This window comes from Thermopolyspora flexuosa (assembly GCF_006716785.1).
GTDB lineage: Bacteria > Actinomycetota > Actinomycetes > Streptosporangiales > Streptosporangiaceae > Thermopolyspora > Thermopolyspora flexuosa.
Genome location: NZ_VFPQ01000001.1, coordinates 3,331,399 through 3,347,444 on the forward strand (window position 1 = coordinate 3,331,399; position 16,046 = coordinate 3,347,444).

Consider the following 16,046-nt stretch of genomic DNA (forward strand, 5'->3'; position numbering starts at 1 on the left):
CGGTACCAGCGGGCCGCGCAGAATCCGAGGGATTTTCGATCAAGCGGCGGCCGAGCGGGCCGGCGCGCCGGTGGCGGCCCGTTCCGGTACGGCGGGCCGCGCCGGGATGAGCGCGGCGACGAGCACGCCGAGCAGCCCGACGGCCCCGGCGATGACCATGGCGGTCTGGATGCCCGCGAGCGAGGTGAGGGCGACCGGGCCGAGGGTGATCGTCATGTTCGCCATGACCGCGCTGGTGACCGCGCTCGACGTGGAGGTGCCGACCGCGCGCATGAGCGCGTTGAGCCCGTTCGCGGCGGCGGTCTCGGTCACCGGCACCGCCCGCATGATCAGGTCGGGCATGGCGGCGTACGCCAGGGCGAGCCCGGCCCCGATCACCGACGAGGTGATCACGATCTTCCACAGCGCGTCGAGGGTGACCGCCGCGACGAAGTAGGTCACGCCCATGAGGATGCCGCCGAGCATGAGCGAGACCTTCGGCCCATAGCGGCGGGAGATCCGGGCCGACACCGGCGGCAGCACCATCGACACCACGCCGCTCGGCCCGAGGACCAGCCCGGCCTCGAGCATGCTCAGCCCGAACCCGTACCCGGTGGCCGCCGGGGCCTGCAGCACGTGCGGCAGCACCAGCGACATCACCATGATCGAGAACCCGACGAGGACCGAGGCGAGGTTGGTGAACAGCACCGGCCGCCGGGCCGAGGTGCGCAGGTCCACCAGCGGGGCCGGGCGGCGCAGCTCGTAGACGCCCCAGGCGGGCAGCAGCACCGCCGCGGCGGCGAAGAGGCCGAGGGTGGCCGCGCTCCCCCAGCCCCACGAGCCGCCCTTGGTGATGCCGAGCAGCAGGCAGCTCAGCCCGATGGTGAGCCAGACCGCGCCGAGCAGGTCGAACCGGGCCCGGGCGCGCACCGGCGACTCGCGGACGAAGAGGTACACGAGCACGATGTCGAGGGCGCCCACGGAGCCGGAGACCCAGAACAGGGCGTGCCAGTGCGCGTGCTCGGCGATCACGGCGGCGAGCGGCAGGCCGATCGCGCCGCCGAAGCCGAGGGTGGCGCTCATCAGCGCCATCGCCGAGCCGAGCCGCTCGGGGCTGAGGTTGTCGCGCATGATGCTGATGCCCAGCGGGACCACGCCGATCGCGAGCCCCTGCAGCGCCCGGCCGGCCACCACCCAGGGCAGCGACGTGGACAGGCCGCAGATCACCGAGCCGGTCACCATGAGCGAGAGCACGGCGAGCACCATGCGGCGCTTGCCGTACATGTCGCCGAGCCGGCCGACGACCGGGTGGGAGACCGCCGCGGCGAGCAGCGTCGCGGTCATGATCCATGAGGTGTCCTCGGCCGGGGCGTCGAAGATCCGCGGCAGCTCGGGGAGGATCGGCACCACGAGCGTCTGCATGAGCGCCACAATGCTGCCGCAGAAGGCGAGCACCCCGACCATGAGGTTCGGGTTCCGGACGCCGGGACGTGGGCTGGCCGACTCTCCGGGGTCCGATGCTGCGGTCACGCGCCTCCTCCGTGCACCATGCGAGAGAGCAATATGTGCATGGTACAGGCAAATATCGCCTAGATCACGATCGGGCGGCCAGAAAAGAACAAAACGCCCATCGAGGCACGATCAGCACCATATCCCGGCCACGACGGCGTGCCGCCCGCCGGGCCGGGCACGCGGGCGTCGGACCACCCCGCGGCCACGCCCCCGTCGACGGGCACGTGCGGGCCCGGGGTGAGCGAGAGGTCGCCCGCGCTGAGCGCGAACACCGCGGCGGCCACGTGCTCCGGCAGCACCTCGCGCTTGAACAGGGTGCGCCGGGTGGCGACCCCGCCGAGCCGTTCCTCCGGCACGCCGTACACCCCCGCCCGGTTCGCCCCGGCCGGAACGGACGATCACGCCGGGCGGCGCGGCGCACCGGCCGGGAAAATCCAACGCCCCGCAAAGCGCCGGTCAAGTTACGATGACCCCGGTCGATGATCGGATGCGGACGGTGCGGGAGGGATCCGTGCTCAGGTGGGGTATCGCGGCCACGGGCGGGATCGCGCGAACGGTCGGGCACGTGATCGCGGCGGAGCCCGACATGATGGTGACGGCGGTCGGCTCGCGCAGCCTCGACCGCGCCCGGGCCCTCGCCACCGAGCTGGGGGCGCGCAACGCCTACGGCTCGTACGCCGAGCTGGTCCGCGACCCGGACGTCGACGTCGTCTACGTCGCCACCCCGCAGTCGCACCACCTGGAGGTGGCCGAGCTCGCGATCGCGGCGGGCAAGGCGGTGCTGTGCGAGAAGCCGCTCGCCGCGACCCTCGCCGACGCGGAGAAGATGGTGGCGCTCGCCCGGGAGGCCGGGGTCTTCCTCATGGAGGCGATGTGGATGCGGTTCAACCCGCTCATCCGCCGCCTGCAGCGCATGGTCGCCTCCGGCGAGTTCGGGCGGGTGCGCAGCATCTCGGCGTCGTTCGGCTTCCCGGTGCCCGAGCGCGACCACCGGCTGTGGAACCCCGCGCTCGGCGGCGGCGCCCTGCTCGACCTCGGCATCTACCCGCTCGGCCTGGCGCAGCTGCTGCTCGGCGTGCCGGAGGTGATGACGGTCACCGGCGCGATGGAGAACGGCGTGGACGCCGAGGCCGGGATCCTGCTCTCCTACCGGGACGGGGCCCGCGCCCTGCTCGACACCTCGCTGATCAGCCCGCTCGCGGGCACCGCCCAGGTGACCGGCACCCGGATGCGCGCCGACCTCGACGCGCCGTTCTTCGCCACCGATCGCATGGTGGTCACCGGCCCGGACGGCGAGCGGCGGGAGTTCGTGCTGGATCCGGGCGAGACCGGCTACGTGGGCGAGATCCGCGAGGTCCGCGACCGGCTCGCCGAGGGCGCCACGGAGAGCCCGGTCATGCCGCTCGACGACAGCCTCGCCATGATGCGGCTGCTGGAGGACGCCCGCTCCCGCGTCATCGACCCGACCGGCGCGGCCGCCTGACCGCCGCCGGTACGGCCGGCCCGGTACGGCCCGGCCCGAAACGGCCCGGCAGGGCTCACCGCCGCGGCACGAGCGCGACGTCGAAGCGCACCGTGACGTCGTCGGCGACCCGGAGCGCGCCGAGGAAGGCCGAGTACGGCCGGATGCCCCACCGGGACTGGGTGACGACCGCGGAGCCGCGCGCCCGGCCGCCGGCGATCGTGCCGGTGACCACGACGTCCCGGGTGACCCCCATGATCGTGAGCGGCCCCTCGACGCGGAAGGAATCCGCCGTGCCCTCGACCCGGGCCGACCGGAACGTGATCTCCGGGTGCCGCGCGGTCTTCAGGATCCGCTCCCGCACGATCCTCTCGATCTCCGCGCGGTCGCCGGCGGTGAGCGGCTTGACACCGCCGGTGCCCCGCCGTACCTCGAGGGAGCCGGCGTCGGCGGTGACGCTCACCGCGCACGCGGCCGCGTCCGCGGTGTCGATCATGGCCTGGCCGTGCCACCGGGTGACCTCGATGAGCAGGTCGTGCCCGGCCTTCGCGACCGCCCCGGAGCGGCCCGTCTCGATGACGAGCCGCCCGGTCTCGGGCCCGAAGGTGTACTCGCCGATGGTGATGCCCACCCTCCCAGGCTAGGCCCGCCGCGAGGCCGCCATGTCCGTGCCCGCGGCGGCCTCGTCCTCGGTGGGCGTGCGCCCGGTCACTTCCCGGCCGCCTGCCTGGCGGCCTCCTTCGCGGCCCGGGCCATCTCCGCCTTGGCGGTGGCGGCGTACTTGTCGACGTACTCCTGCCCGGACAGCTCCATCAGGGCGTACATGATCTCGTCGGTCACGGCGCGGAGCACCAGGCGGTCGTCCTCCATGCCGTAGTAGCGGGAGAAGTCGAGCGGCTTGCCGAACCGGATGCCGGGGCGGATGCCGAACCTGGGGAAGATTTTGCCGGGGGGCATGATCTCGCGGGTGTTGATCACGGCCCAGGGGATGACGGGGGCGCGGGACATCAGCGCGAGCCGGGCGACACCGGTCTTGCCCTTGTAGAGGCGGCCGTCGGGGGAACGCGTCCCCTCGGGGTATATGCCAAGAAGGTGACCTTCGCGCAGGATACGGAGGCCGGTGCGCAGGGCGGCCTCGCTCGCCTTGCCACCGGAACGGTCAAGGGGGACGGTGCCGACGCCGCGGAAGAACATCCGGCTGATCAGGCCTTTGAGCCCGCGGCCGGTGAAGTACTCGGCCTTGCCCAGGGAGATGACCTTACGGGGGAGATGAAGGGGACCGAAGAAGTGATCGGAGAAGGACAGGTGGTTGCCGGCGAGGATCGCCGGCCCCTCTCGCGGCACGTTCTCCACGCCTTCGGCCCAAGGGCGGAACACCAGGTGGAGGAGCGGCCCGAGTGTGACCTTCAACACCCAGTACAGCACTTGGGCACCTCACTTCTGTGCGGGCGGTCAGGTGTACGGCGTCATCTTCCCATCTTCCGGCCCCTGCTCGTACCCGGCCCTATCCGGGCACTCGCGATGATGCGCCCGATCGTGCGACGATCGGGCCAGCACGTCCACACGTGTTCGACGGCGAACAAGGGTGGCCGGACGAGAGAGGTGTCGCCATGCCGCTGATGCCGGGCGCCGAGCCGTACCACCACGAGGGCGGCAAGGTCGGGGTGCTGCTGTGCCACGGGTTCACCGGCACGCCGCAGGCGCTGCGCCCGTGGGCGGAGTTCCTGGCGCGGGCCGGGCTCACCGTGTCGCTCCCCCGCCTGCCGGGGCACGGGACCACCTGGCAGGAGATGAGCCACACCGGCTGGGAGGACTGGTACGGCGAGCTCGAGCACGCCTTCGGCGAGCTGCGCGGCCGGTGCCCCGACACGTTCGTGATGGGCCTGTCGCTCGGCGGGTGCATGGCGCTGCGCCTCGCCGAGGTGCACGGCGACGCCGTGCGCGGGGTGGTCGCGGTGAACCCCTCGGTGGTGAACGACGTGCCGCTGCTCCGGCTCGCGCCGCTGCTCAAGTGGGTGGTGCCGAGCGTGCCGGGCGTCGCCAACGACATCAAGAAGGAGGGGGTCACCGAGCTCGCCTACGACCGCACCCCGGTGCGGGCCGCGGCGACGCTGCCCCGGCTGTGGTCGCTGGTGCAGAGCGAGCTGCACAAGGTCACCCAGCCGGTGCTCGTGTACCACAGCCCGCAGGACCACGTGGTCAAGCCGGCGAGCGTACGGCTGCTGCGCGAGCGGCTCGGCGACAACCTCACCGTGGTCGAGCTGCCGAACAGCTACCACGTCGCCACCCTCGACAACGACGCCGAGACCATCTTCCAGGGGAGCCTGGAGTTCATCACGGCCCACGCGTCGGTACCCTTGCAGCAGGACTGATCGGCCCAGGGACGAGTTCACCGGTGACGCCGCAGAGTGACGAGGACGAGATCTGGCGTCAGATCGTCGCCTCATTCCACGCACCGGCCGAGGAGACCTCGGCGGGCCAGCCCTGGCCCGACCGGGAGAACATCACCCCCCGCAGCGGCGACCAGCGGGACCGCGACGACCTCGCCGATCCCCTCGGGGAGCGCGCCCTCGCGGACGGCGGGCCGCCCGCCGCGGGCCGCGGCGGGGACCTCCACCCCGACGCCGACGGGGACGACGATGACGACCACTACGTGCCGCCGCCCCCGCCGCCGCTGCCCAAGGTCGAGCTGGGCACCAAGATCGCCTGGCTGGCGCTCTTCGGCGGCCCTGCCTACCTGCTGCTCGCGGCCCTGCTCCGCTGGCCGATGGACGGCTGGATCCTGTTCGCCGCGGTGGCCGCGTTCATCGGCGGGTTCGTGGCGCTCGTGGTGCGCATGGGCGACGGCCCGCCCAAGGACTCCGGCTGGGACGACGGCGCCGTGGTCTGAGCCCGCGCCGGTCAGGTCCGCTCGTCGCCCTGGACCGTCTCGATGAGGTCGGTGTAGCGGCCGGAGCCGTCCACGACGTGGCCCACGGCCATGGTGAGCCCGGTGACGTGGGTGACCGCGAGCAGCCGCACGGTACGGCCCGCCCCCGCCTTCCGGCCCCGCTCGGTCCGCCACCTGCCGTCCGCGTAACGCAGCAGGAACGGCTCGCCCGGGCGGGCCGGATCGAACCCGGCCGCCCAGAACCGCCCGGCGGCGTCCCCGGTCACGCCGTACAGCTCGGCCGGACGGTCCGGGACCCGCATCCGCGTCCAGCGCTTGCCGTTCCACCGCAGCGCGAGCGGATGGATCGCGCCCGAGGACCGGTAGACGCCGCCGATCGCGACCACCCGCTTGGGGCCGTCGGCGTGCACGTCGCGCAGGAAGCCGCCCTTGACCCGGGGCACCCGCACCTGCTTCCACTTGCCGCCGGACAGCCGCAGCACCAGCGGGCCCGAGGTGGTCTCGCCGACCGCCCAGCCGTCCTTGGCCGACAGCAGCGCCACGCCGTACAGGGTGCCCCGCGCCTTGCGGGTGACCACGGACCAGCGGCCGGACGCGCCGGTGGCGATCATGGGGTGGCCGTCGCGGCTGCCGACCGTGACCACGCGGCCGGGCACCGCGGCGACGCCGCCGAGCCAGTCGCCCGCCCGCAGCGTGGCCACGTCGATCCGGTCGAAGGTGGACCCGTCGCCGCGCACCACGTACGGCCGGCTGTCGTGGCCCTCCCCCACGGCCCACAGCTCGGTGGGCGAGGCCGCGGCGACCGAGCGCAGCCGGCCCGCGCCCGAGGCGTCGTTGCGGATGCCGACGGCGTTCCACGACGAGCCGTCCCAGTGGGTGATCACGCCGCGGCTCTGCCAGTCGTCCCAGACGCCCTCCTGGCCGACCGCCCACACGTTCTGCGGGCCGAGCGCCACGATGTCGGAGAGCGAGCCGTCGACGCGCAGCCTGGCGGAGGCGGACGGCGGGGTACGGTCGCCCGCCGCCGCGGTCGGCGGAGCGGCGTCCGGATCGGCGCCGGGGATCACGAGGGCGTGCGCGGCCGATGTGGGGCGCAGGAGCGTCCCGGCGAGAAGGCCGGAGAGGAGCACGCACAACGGCACCGCACGCCGCGGCGGGCGGCGGGTCATGAGCAAATCGTACGCAGCTGCGTGTCGCCCGTGCGGCACTCATCCCCCAAGTCGTGGTGAAAGAGCAGGTCGGCGAGGACGGGCAGGTGGTCGGTGGCGGCGGCGAGGTCGGCCGGGGCGGCCCGCGGCACGCCGCACGCCCGCACGGCCAGGCCGGGCCCGGCGAGCACGGCGTCGATGCGGTGGCGGGGCCGCGCGGCCGGGAAGGTGGCGCCGTCGCCGTCCGGCGCGGCCGCGAAGCAGTCGGTGTACCGGCGGGTCAGGTAGCGCCAGGCGGCCCGGCCCGGCCCCTCGTTGAGGTCCCCGGCGAGCACGTCCGGCACGCCGAAGCGCTCGCGCACCCGGGCCATGTGCCCGGCGATCTCGGCCGCGTGCCACAGCCGGGCCCCGGCGGCGAGGTCGAGGTGCACGCTGCCGACCGCGGCCCGGAACCCGTCCTTCGCCACCACGGCGATGGCGAGCGCCCGGCGCTGCAGCGGCGGGCAGGGCCGCAGCAGGTGGTACTCGCGGTGCACGGTCCGCACGCCCGGCCCGGTGAGGATGGCGAGGGCGCCCCCGCGCCGCCCGGCCGCGACGGTCATCCCGACCCGGCGGGCGAGCAGGGACCGGCGCCACCACAGCAGCCGGGGGACCTCCTGCAGGCACAGCACGTCGGGCCGCATCACGGTGATGACGCGCACCAGCGCGTCCACGTCGTCGCGCAGCGACCGCACGTTGTAGCAGGCGACCCGGAGCGTCGCCCGGGGCTCGCCCCCGGCGTCCGGCCCCGCGGGTGCGCGCCGTGCCGGGCTCACCCGCGGCGCCCCCTTCCCGGGCACGCCACGGGCCGCCCGGCCCGGGCGTCCGCGCAGCCGAGCCGGGCGAGGGGCCTGCCGGGCACCTCGCCCGCTCTCCGCATCATCGCCATGCATCCGATGAAACGGCCGGGGCCCGCGTCGCGGTTCCCCCGCACATGCGTCAGGTACGTCACTGTCCTCCAGTACGGCCGCGCGCCGGGCGCGGTTGCCCTCGTCCGCGGCGGCCGGCCGTGTCCCCCGAGCGCGGCCCTGCCCGCGTGGACCGGAGCGGGACGGACCCGGCGAGCGACGGCCCGCCGTCAGGCGCCGGGCCACGCAGGCTCGCATCCGTCGGGCCAAGGCGCCCGCGATCACCCTTGGTCAGGTCGGCCCGGCCCTGCTTCCCCCTCAGCGTGCGCGAGCCGGACCGTGCAGGCCCCAGGAGGGACGGCAGAGCGCCACGAGCAGGTCGGGTCGGGCCACGCCCGCGCACCGCGTCGCGGCCGCTCGTGGCCGCGGCGGCTCCGGCTCACCCCGGAGCGACACCAGAGCACCCGCCGGCGGGACGGCTGCCGCCCCACCGGGCGTATGGGGACGCACCGCCTGGATCGGCAGGCCCGGGGTGGCCTCGGGCCCGCGCGCGGCACCGCCGTACCCGGACTCGGCCGGTCGCGCGGGCCCGGTCAGCCGAGCCGGGCGAGGTCGGCCGCGCCCACGATGCCCGCGGCCGGGCCGAGCTCGGCGACCCTGATCTCCGCGAGCGGGCGGTGGCCGCGACCGGCGATCCGGCGGGCGAACTCCTCGCGGGCCGCGTCGATGAACAGGTCGGCGGCGTGCGACACCCCGCCGCCGATGACGAAGCAGCCGGGGTCGAACATCGCGGCGAGGTCCGCCAGCCCCTGGGCGAGCCACCGGGCGAGCAGGCCGAACGCCTCCAGCGCCACCTCGTCGCCCTCCCGGGCCGCGGCGGCGACGATCTCGCCCCGGGCCGCGTCGAGGTTGCCGCCCGCGAGCTCCAGCAGCCGGGCCCCGCGCGACGGGTCCGCCGCGATCGCCTCGCGCGCGTCCGCCACCAGCGCGGTGCCGCTGGCGTACCGCTCCCAGCAGCCCCGGTTGCCGCAGCCGCACGGGCGGCCGTCCGGCACCACCCGCATGTGGCCGGGCTCGGCGCCCATGCCGTACCGGCCCCGGTAGAGGCGGCCGTCGAGCACGATGCCGCCGCCGATGCCGGTGCCGACGGTGACGCACACCATGTGGCTCTCGCCCCGGCCCGCGCCGAAGCGGTACTCGCCCCAGGCCGTGGCGTTGGCGTCGTTCTCCACCACGACGGGCAGGCCGGTCAGGTCGCCGATCTTCTGCCGCAGCGGCTCCTCACGCCAGCAGGGCAGGTTCGGCGCGAACCGCAGCGCCGAGCGGGTCTCGTCCACGAAGCCGGCCGCGCCGACCCCCACCGCCTCCACCTCGTGGCGGCAGGAGAGCTCGTGCACCAGCCCGGCGATCACCTTCGCGACCTCGTCGGGGTCCTCCGCCGGGGTGGGCCTGCGCAGATACTCGACGATCGTGCCGTCCTCGGCCACCACCCCCGCCAGGACCTTGGTTCCGCCGACGTCGATCCCGATGGTGTACGCCATCGCCTCCCGCTTCCCGCCCTTCCGCCTCGCCGTGCCGCCGTACAGTGCGGCTGTACAGTGCCGCGCCGTACAGTATCGCGTCCGCTCAGTCCAGGTCGATCCGCTCCACCCGGCTCGTGCGCTCCTCCCGGTCCCGCTCCCGCGACCGCGCGCTCGGCGCCGGGCGCTGCAGCGCGTCGAGCGCCTGCCGGAGCGCGGCGACCAGCTCCCCGCCCGCCGCCAGCAGGTGGTCGGTCACGTCCCCGCGGGACTCCCGCGCGGCGGCCTTCATCCGGCAGATCGGGCAGGCCCGGCAGATGTACTCGTCGTGCTCCTCCTGCCCGGCCTCGGCGACCGCCTCGCTCCACACGTCCCGCGGCTCGGCCCGGCCGAACGCCTGGCCGAGCCCGCTCATCCCGGCCCGGGCGCCGCCCTTCACCACGCCCTTGCCGATCTCGCGCATCACCCGGTCCTGCAGCGCCTCGAAGAGCTTCATCGCCTCCTCGGCCACCGAGCCGATCGGGTCCCGGGCCGTGCCGCCCGGCCCCGGCGCGCCGGCCCCGGACCCCGGCGTGCGCGCCCCGGCCTCGGCGCCGCCGTCCGCCGCCCGCCCGGGCTCCTCGGTCACCCGGAGGTCCTCCGCCTTGCCGTTATCCCGGTTCTCGCTCATCTGACCCTCCTGACCCGAACCGTACCCGGAGGCGGCCGTCCCGGAGCGACGCCTCGGCAACGGTGCGCCGGGCGAGCGCCGCGGGCAACGCCAGGATCCGCCGGTACGGCCCGGCCGTGATGATCAGCTCGTCGCCCTTGCGCGCCAGGTCCACCTCGCCGCGCTCGGCGAACGGCAGCGCGAGCGACAGCTCCCAGCCGCCATCACCATCGGCCGCCACGCTCATCGGCGGCGGCACCTGCGGGCGGGCGAACGGATCGGCCTCGCCGTACAGGGTCTCGGCGAGGCCGGCCAGCGCGGGCAGGCCGACCGGCTCGGCGGGCAGGTACGGCACGGTGTGCACCGGCAGCGGCGCGAAAGATTCATGGATCTCGGCGAGCCGCCGCCCCTGGGCCGCCACCCACCCGTGCCGCCAGGCGTCCGCCCCATCGGCCGGGAACACCCGGTTGGCGATCACCGCGTCGACGCGGTAGCCGTACAGGCTGAGCGAGGTGAGGGTACGGCGGGCCTCGGCGACCACCACCGACTCCGGGGTGAGCACGAGCCGCACCGAGGCGTCGTCCCCGGCGAGCAGGCCGCGGATCTCCAGCAGGCCGCGGTGCAGCCGCTCGGCGGCGCCGATCACGTCGTCGCCGGGCATGCTCACCCGGGCGACCTGCCGGACCAGCGGCGACACCGCCCGGATCACCCGCCGCCCGGTGGGCAGCAGCCGGGTGACGTGCCAGTCGAGCGCCTCGGGCAGGGCGAGCAGCCGCAGCGTCTCCGCGGTCGGCGCGCAGTCGATCACGAGCACGTCCCAGCGGCCGGTGCGCGCCTGCTCGCGCAGCTCGAGGAGCGCGATCACCTCCTCGGCGCCGGGCAGCACGGTGATCTCCTCGGAGGTCACCTCGTCGAGGCCGAGCTCGACGAGCATGTCCTTGGCGTACTCGCGCAGCTCGCCCCAGTGCCGCTCCAGCGAGCGCTGGGTGTTCACCTGCTGCAGGAACAGGCCCGGCGCGACCTCGGCCGGGTCGTCGCTCGGCGGCACGGCGAGCGCGTCCGCGAGCGAGTGCGCGGTGTCCGTGGAGACCACGAGCGTCCTGTGGCCGCGGCGGGCGGCGAGCACGGCGGTGGCCGCGGCCACGGTCGTCTTGCCCACGCCGCCCTTGCCGGTGAACAGCAGCAGCCGCGGCGCGCCCGGGACGGCCTCCCCGGTGGGTTCCGGCCGCGCCGTCGCCGTCACCGGCCCTCGACGCGCTTCTTGAGGCCCCGCAGCGCGGTGTCGATGATCACCTTCTCGGCCTTGCGCTTGATCAGCCCGATCATCGGCACCTTGAGGTCGACCGCGAGCTCGTAGGTCACCTCGGTGGCGTCGCCGCGCCGGTCGAGCCGGTAGCTGCCGTTGAGGTCGCTGATCATGCGGCCGGGCTCGGTGATGCGCCAGTGCACCGCGTCGTCGCCGGACCACTCGTAGCCGAGCACGTACTCGTCGCTGATCACCCCGGCGTCGAGGACGAACCGCACGGTCGCCGGTCGCCCGTCGTCGCCCGTGGTGAGCACCTCGGCGCGCTTGACCTGCCCGGCCCACTCCGGGTACGACGCGAAGTCGGCGATGACCTTCATGATCGCCGGCTTGTCCGCGGCGATCGAGATACTCGACGTGGTGCGATCAGCCATGGTTTCACCGTACTCGCATTCTCAGATCTCGATGACGTACGGCGTGCGGCGGGCGCGGAAGTGGCCGACGTTGAGGCACTCGGTGCGGCCGATGCGGGTGCGCGGCTTCAGCGGCTGGTGCACGTGCCCGAACAGGGCGTAGCGGGGCTGGGTCTCGCGGATCGCCTCGAGCAGGGCCTCGCTGCCCCGCTCGTAGCGGCGGGCGACCACGTCGTACAGCAGCTCGGGCACGGCGGGCGGGATGTGCGAGCACAGCACGTCGACCCGGCCGAGCGCCGCCACCTTGGCCGCGTACTCCTCCTCGTCGACCTCGTTGGGGGTACGGTAGCGGGTGGGGAGGCCGCCGCCGACGAACCCGAACACCAGGCCGCCGATCTCGGCGGTCCGCCCGTCGAGCACGTGGTGCCCGTCGCGCACGTAGTCGGCCCACAGCCGGGGCACGTCCACGTTGCCGTAGGTGAGGTAGGCGGGGGTGGGCAGCGCCGCGAACAGCTCGGCGTACTGCGCCCGCACCGCCCGCTCCAGGTGCTCGCGCGGGTCGCCGCCGAGCCCGGCCCACAGCTCCGCGGACAGCGCTCGCGCCTCGTCGAAACGCCCCGCGGTGCGCAGGCCGATGTACCGGGTGGCGTTCTCGGCGCCGAACAGCTGGGGAAATATCCCCTGGGAGTGGTCCTCGTAGTCGATGAAGAGCAGCAGGTCGCCCAGGCAGATCAGCACGTCGGCCCCGTCGCCGGCCTTGGCGAGCGCATCGGCGCGGCCGTGCACATCACTGACGACGTGGACCCGCATGCCGAGCATGGTAACCCGCCGTGCAACGGCCCGGCCCGTCCGGAAAGGGCGCGACGGGCGCGGTTGGCGGCTCATCGACCCGGAAAGCTACCCAATCGTAAACATCGGGTGTAACGTCCCTGAAACCACCCAGTGCGTGCACCCGCAAGGAGCCACCGTGCGCGAGTACAGCGTTCCCACTCTCGTGGACGTCCCCGCCTCGGCCAACTGCACCGACACGGTGTTCGCCCGGGCCGAGCGGGAGCCCACGGCCGTCGTCATCCGGCGCAAGGAGGGCGACGGCTGGGTCGACGTGACGGCCCGCCAGTTCGCCGACGAGGTCGTCCGCATCGCCAAAGGCCTGATCGCCGCGGGCATCGAACCCGGCGACCGGGTCGGGCTGATGTCCCGCACCCGGTACGAGTGGACCGTGCTCGACTACGCGATATGGACGGCCGGGGCGGTGGGCGTGCCGATCTACGAGACCTCCTCGCCCGACCAGATCCGCTGGATCCTGTCCGACAGCGGCGCCCGCGCGGTCTTCGTCGAGCACGCCGCGCACGAGGAGACGGTACGTGAGGTCCTCGCCGAGCTGCCCGGGGTCAAGCACCTGTGGCGGATCGAGGACGGCGGCCTCGACGAGCTGGTGGCCGGCGGTGAGGGCGTGGCCGACGAGACGGTCGCCGAGCGCCGCACCGCCCGCGGCGGCCGCGACCTGGCCACGATCATCTACACCTCGGGCACCACCGGCATGCCCAAGGGGTGCAAGATCACCCACGACAACCTGCTGTTCACCGCCCGCAACGCCACCACCGGGCCGCTCAAGCCGATGTTCGACGTGCAGGACCGCGCGGCGCTGCTGTTCCTGCCGCTCGCGCACAGTTTCGCGCGGCTCATCCAGGTGGCGCTGATCGAGACCCACACGATCCTGGCGCACACCCCGAACATCAAGAACGTCGCGCCCGACCTGCAGTCGCTCAAGCCGACGTTCCTGCTCGGCGTGCCGCGGGTGTTCGAGAAGGTCTACAACTCGGCCGAGCAGAAGGCGACCGCCGAGGGCAAGGGCAAGATCTTCCACCTCGCCGCGGACGTGGCGATCCGGTACAGCAAGGCGAAGGACTCCGGCGGCCCGGGGCTCGGCCTGCGGATCCAGCACGCGATCTTCGACAAGCTCGTGTACCACAAGATCCGCGCGGCCACCGGCGGCAGGCTGACCGCCGCGGTCTCCGGCGGCTCCGCGCTCGGCGACCGGCTCGGCCACTTCTTCCGCGGCGTCGGCATCGAGGTGTTCGAGGGCTGGGGCCTCACCGAGACCTCCGCCCCGTCCACGGTGAACCCGGTCAACGCCAACCGGATCGGCACGGTGGGCAAGCCGCTGCCCGGCGTCACGATCGCGGTCGCCGACGACGGCGAGATCCTCGTCTCCGGCCGGCACGTGTTCGACGGCTACTGGAACAACGAGAAGGCCACCGCCGACGCGTTCGACGAGCAGGGCCGGCTGCGCACCGGCGACGTCGGCGAGCTCGACCAGGACGGCTACCTGCGCATCACCGGCCGGAAGAAGGAGATCATCGTCACCGCGGGCGGCAAGAACGTCGCCCCGGCCCCGCTGGAGGACCGCATCCGCGCCCATCCGCTGGTGAGCCAGGCGATGGTGGTCGGCGACGACCGGCCGTTCATCGGCGCGCTGATCACCCTCGACCCCGAGGCGCTCGAGCAGTGGAAGGCGGCGAACGGCAGGCAGGGCGCGACGCTCGCCGAGCTCGCCACCGACCCGGCGATTCTCGCCGAGATGCAGAAGGCGGTCGACGAGGCGAACCGCATGGTCTCCAAGGCCGAGCAGATCAAGAAGTTCGTGGTGCTCGACACCGACCTCACCGAGGAGACCGGGCACGTCACGCCGAGCCTCAAGCTCAAGCGCGACATCGTCGCCCGCGACTTCGCCAAGCAGATCGAGAGCCTCTACAGCTGAGCATCACGGCGGGGGCCGTGGTGACACGGCCCCCGCGCCGTTTTCCCGGCCGGCGGCGAGGAGTGCGGCGGTCAGGCCGCCGCCCGGCAGACGCGGGGCGTGCACCCGTCCTCGGGCTCACCGTGGGCGGCGTGCGCGCCGTGGCCGTCCCGGCCGGTCCATCCTGCCCGCTCGGCCTGCGAAACTCCCGGCGCGGGGGACGCCGGCGCCGGTGCCTGGCGTCGGTTCACGGTCCCCGAGCGTAGTGCAGGCCCCGCCGTCGGCCCAGGGATCCGCGTGGCTCCGCTCCCCCACCCCGCCGGTCGTCCCGGGCCGCAGGACCGGCGCGGCCGTACCGGCGGGGCGCACCAGCGTTCAAGACCGCGGCGACGAGGCCGGGCCGGCTGGGGTGCACGCAACGCGGTGGACAAGGCGCTCAAGGGTCTGCCCCTGCATCCTTGAGGTCGGCGGCGCCCGACAGCAGCGCGGCGAAGCGGTCGGCGACCGCGTCCCAGCGCCACTCGCGCTCGATCCACGCCCGGCCGCGCTCCCCCATCGCCCGCGCCCCGGCGGGGTCCTTGAGCAGGCCGATCAGCGCGTCCGCGACCTCGTCGGGCGAGCCGCCGTCCACGACCAGGCCGGTCTGCCCGGGCACCACCGCGTCCGGGGCACCGCCCGAGTTGCCCGCGACCACGGGCAGGCCGGTCGCCGACGCCTCCAGGTACACGATGCCGAGCCCCTCCACGTCCATGCCCCACCGCCGGGTACGGCACGGCATCGCGAACACGTCGCCCGCGTCGTAGTAGGCGGGCAGCCGCCCCCACGGCACGGTGCCGGTGACGAGCACCGACCCGCCCAGGCCGAGCGAGGCGATCATGCGCTCCAGCGTCCTGCGGTACGGCCCGCCGCCGACGAGCAGCAGGAAGGCCCCCGGGGCCGCGCGCAGCACCTCCGGCCAGACCCGGATGAGCATGTCCTGCCCCTTGCGCGGCACCAGCCGGGAGACGCACACCACCACCGGCCGGTCCCCCAGGCCGAGCGCCGCCCGGATCTCGGCACCGCCCGCCCCGGGCCGGAACACCTCGGTGTCCACGCCGGGCGTGAGCCGTACCAGCTTCTCCGGCGGGATCGGGCCGGAGAGCCGGTCGAAGGTGTAGCCGCCGAGGTAGGTGACGACGTCGGCGCCCTCGGCGATGCGGCGCAGCAGCGCGCGGCCGACCCCGAGGCCGGCCCAGGCGGCCTCGTGCCCGTGGGTGAGCATGACCACGCGGCGCGCCCCGGCCTGCCGCAGCGCGGGCGCGAGCAGGCCCATCGGCAGCGCCGCCCCGAACACGACCGTGTCGCACCCGTGCTCCCGCACCAGCCGGGCCGCGCGCCGGGCGACCGACGGCACCGGCAGCATGAGCGAGGTGGGGTGCCGCACCACCCGGTACGGCTGGCGCGCGTCGAACGCCTCGCACCCCTTCCACCGCGGCGCGTAGACCACCACCGAGCCGGGCGGGCGGCGCACGGCCAGGGCGTGCACGAACGCCTGGATGCCGCCCGGCCGGGGCGGGAAGTCGTTGGTGACGATCAGGGTGCTCACGTCGGGCCGTCTCGGTGC

Annotated in this window: 15 protein-coding genes and 1 pseudogene; 4 read left to right on the top strand and 12 right to left on the bottom strand. The window is 74.3% G+C overall.

The window, feature by feature from the left end; all coding sequences use genetic code 11:
* Positions 1–39 precede the first annotated feature (39 nt).
* Together FHX40_RS14060 and FHX40_RS14065 are read right to left on the bottom strand one after the other, a co-directional pair.
* Positions 40–1,509, bottom strand: coding sequence for an MFS transporter (locus tag FHX40_RS14060; protein WP_229788315.1), 1,470 nt, complete (start codon positions 1,507–1,509; stop codon positions 40–42).
* A gap of 173 nt (positions 1,510–1,682) precedes the next feature.
* A pseudogene (locus FHX40_RS14065) lies at positions 1,683–1,874 on the bottom strand (hypothetical protein); the annotation flags it as partial.
* A gap of 128 nt (positions 1,875–2,002) precedes the next feature.
* Here FHX40_RS14065 and FHX40_RS14070 point away from each other — a divergent pair.
* The gene (locus tag FHX40_RS14070; RefSeq protein WP_211350260.1) at positions 2,003–2,974 is read left to right on the top strand and encodes a Gfo/Idh/MocA family protein; all 972 of its coding nucleotides are present in this window, start codon (positions 2,003–2,005) and stop codon (positions 2,972–2,974) included.
* A 55-nt stretch (positions 2,975–3,029) separates the two neighbouring features.
* On the opposite strand, the gene FHX40_RS14075 is transcribed toward FHX40_RS14070, so the two are convergent.
* Both FHX40_RS14075 and FHX40_RS14080 read right to left on the bottom strand, forming a co-directional pair.
* Positions 3,030–3,584 (bottom strand): YceI family protein, encoded by a 555-nt coding sequence (locus FHX40_RS14075; protein WP_189136136.1) that lies wholly within the window; start codon positions 3,582–3,584, stop codon positions 3,030–3,032.
* Between the two features lie 77 nt (positions 3,585–3,661).
* Positions 3,662–4,378 (bottom strand): lysophospholipid acyltransferase family protein, encoded by a 717-nt coding sequence (locus FHX40_RS14080; RefSeq protein ID WP_142260041.1) that lies wholly within the window; start codon positions 4,376–4,378, stop codon positions 3,662–3,664.
* 185 nt (positions 4,379–4,563) lie between these two features.
* Between FHX40_RS14080 and FHX40_RS14085 the strand changes: the two genes are divergently transcribed.
* Together FHX40_RS14085 and FHX40_RS14090 are read left to right on the top strand one after the other, a co-directional pair.
* Positions 4,564–5,325 carry an alpha/beta hydrolase gene (locus tag FHX40_RS14085; RefSeq protein WP_142260042.1) on the top strand — a complete coding sequence of 254 codons (762 nt, stop codon included), beginning with the start codon at positions 4,564–4,566 and terminating at the stop codon, positions 5,323–5,325.
* 23 nt (positions 5,326–5,348) lie between these two features.
* Positions 5,349–5,843 (top strand): hypothetical protein, encoded by a 495-nt coding sequence (locus tag FHX40_RS14090; RefSeq protein ID WP_142260043.1) that lies wholly within the window; start codon positions 5,349–5,351, stop codon positions 5,841–5,843.
* Between the two features lie 11 nt (positions 5,844–5,854).
* Here the strand turns inward: FHX40_RS14090 and FHX40_RS14095 are convergent, their stop codons facing one another.
* The 7 genes from FHX40_RS14095 to FHX40_RS14125 all read right to left on the bottom strand — a co-directional run bounded on the left by FHX40_RS14095 (position 5,855) and on the right by FHX40_RS14125 (position 12,513).
* Positions 5,855–7,012, bottom strand: a complete 1,158-nt coding sequence (locus FHX40_RS14095) for a beta propeller repeat protein (protein ID WP_142260044.1) — start codon at positions 7,010–7,012, stop codon at positions 5,855–5,857.
* Positions 7,009–7,806 (bottom strand): endonuclease/exonuclease/phosphatase family protein, encoded by a 798-nt coding sequence (locus FHX40_RS14100; protein ID WP_229788317.1) that lies wholly within the window; start codon positions 7,804–7,806, stop codon positions 7,009–7,011. The genes FHX40_RS14095 and FHX40_RS14100 overlap by 4 nt, the downstream gene beginning before the upstream one ends.
* A 665-nt stretch (positions 7,807–8,471) precedes the next feature.
* Complete coding sequence (locus FHX40_RS14105; RefSeq protein WP_142260046.1) at positions 8,472–9,419, bottom strand: ROK family glucokinase; 948 nt, start codon at positions 9,417–9,419, stop codon at positions 8,472–8,474.
* 85 nt (positions 9,420–9,504) lie between these two features.
* Positions 9,505–10,068, bottom strand: a complete 564-nt coding sequence (locus FHX40_RS14110) for a hypothetical protein (RefSeq protein ID WP_142260047.1) — start codon at positions 10,066–10,068, stop codon at positions 9,505–9,507.
* Positions 10,049–11,290 carry an ArsA family ATPase gene (locus FHX40_RS14115; protein ID WP_142260048.1) on the bottom strand — a complete coding sequence of 414 codons (1,242 nt, stop codon included), beginning with the start codon at positions 11,288–11,290 and terminating at the stop codon, positions 10,049–10,051. The genes FHX40_RS14110 and FHX40_RS14115 overlap by 20 nt, the downstream gene beginning before the upstream one ends.
* Entirely contained in the window at positions 11,287–11,724 is a 438-nt protein-coding gene (locus FHX40_RS14120) for an SRPBCC family protein (protein ID WP_142260049.1), read from the bottom strand. The genes FHX40_RS14115 and FHX40_RS14120 overlap by 4 nt, the downstream gene beginning before the upstream one ends.
* A 21-nt stretch (positions 11,725–11,745) precedes the next feature.
* The gene (locus FHX40_RS14125; protein ID WP_211350261.1) at positions 11,746–12,513 is read right to left on the bottom strand and encodes a metallophosphoesterase family protein; all 768 of its coding nucleotides are present in this window, start codon (positions 12,511–12,513) and stop codon (positions 11,746–11,748) included.
* Positions 12,514–12,670: 157 nt separating this feature from the next.
* Between FHX40_RS14125 and FHX40_RS14130 the strand changes: the two genes are divergently transcribed.
* The gene (locus FHX40_RS14130; RefSeq protein ID WP_142260051.1) at positions 12,671–14,464 is read left to right on the top strand and encodes an AMP-dependent synthetase/ligase; all 1,794 of its coding nucleotides are present in this window, start codon (positions 12,671–12,673) and stop codon (positions 14,462–14,464) included.
* Positions 14,465–14,879: 415 nt separating this feature from the next.
* Here the strand turns inward: FHX40_RS14130 and FHX40_RS14135 are convergent, their stop codons facing one another.
* Positions 14,880–16,028, bottom strand: a complete 1,149-nt coding sequence (locus FHX40_RS14135) for a glycosyltransferase family 4 protein (protein WP_229788318.1) — start codon at positions 16,026–16,028, stop codon at positions 14,880–14,882.
* Between the last annotated feature and the right edge of the window lie 18 nt (positions 16,029–16,046).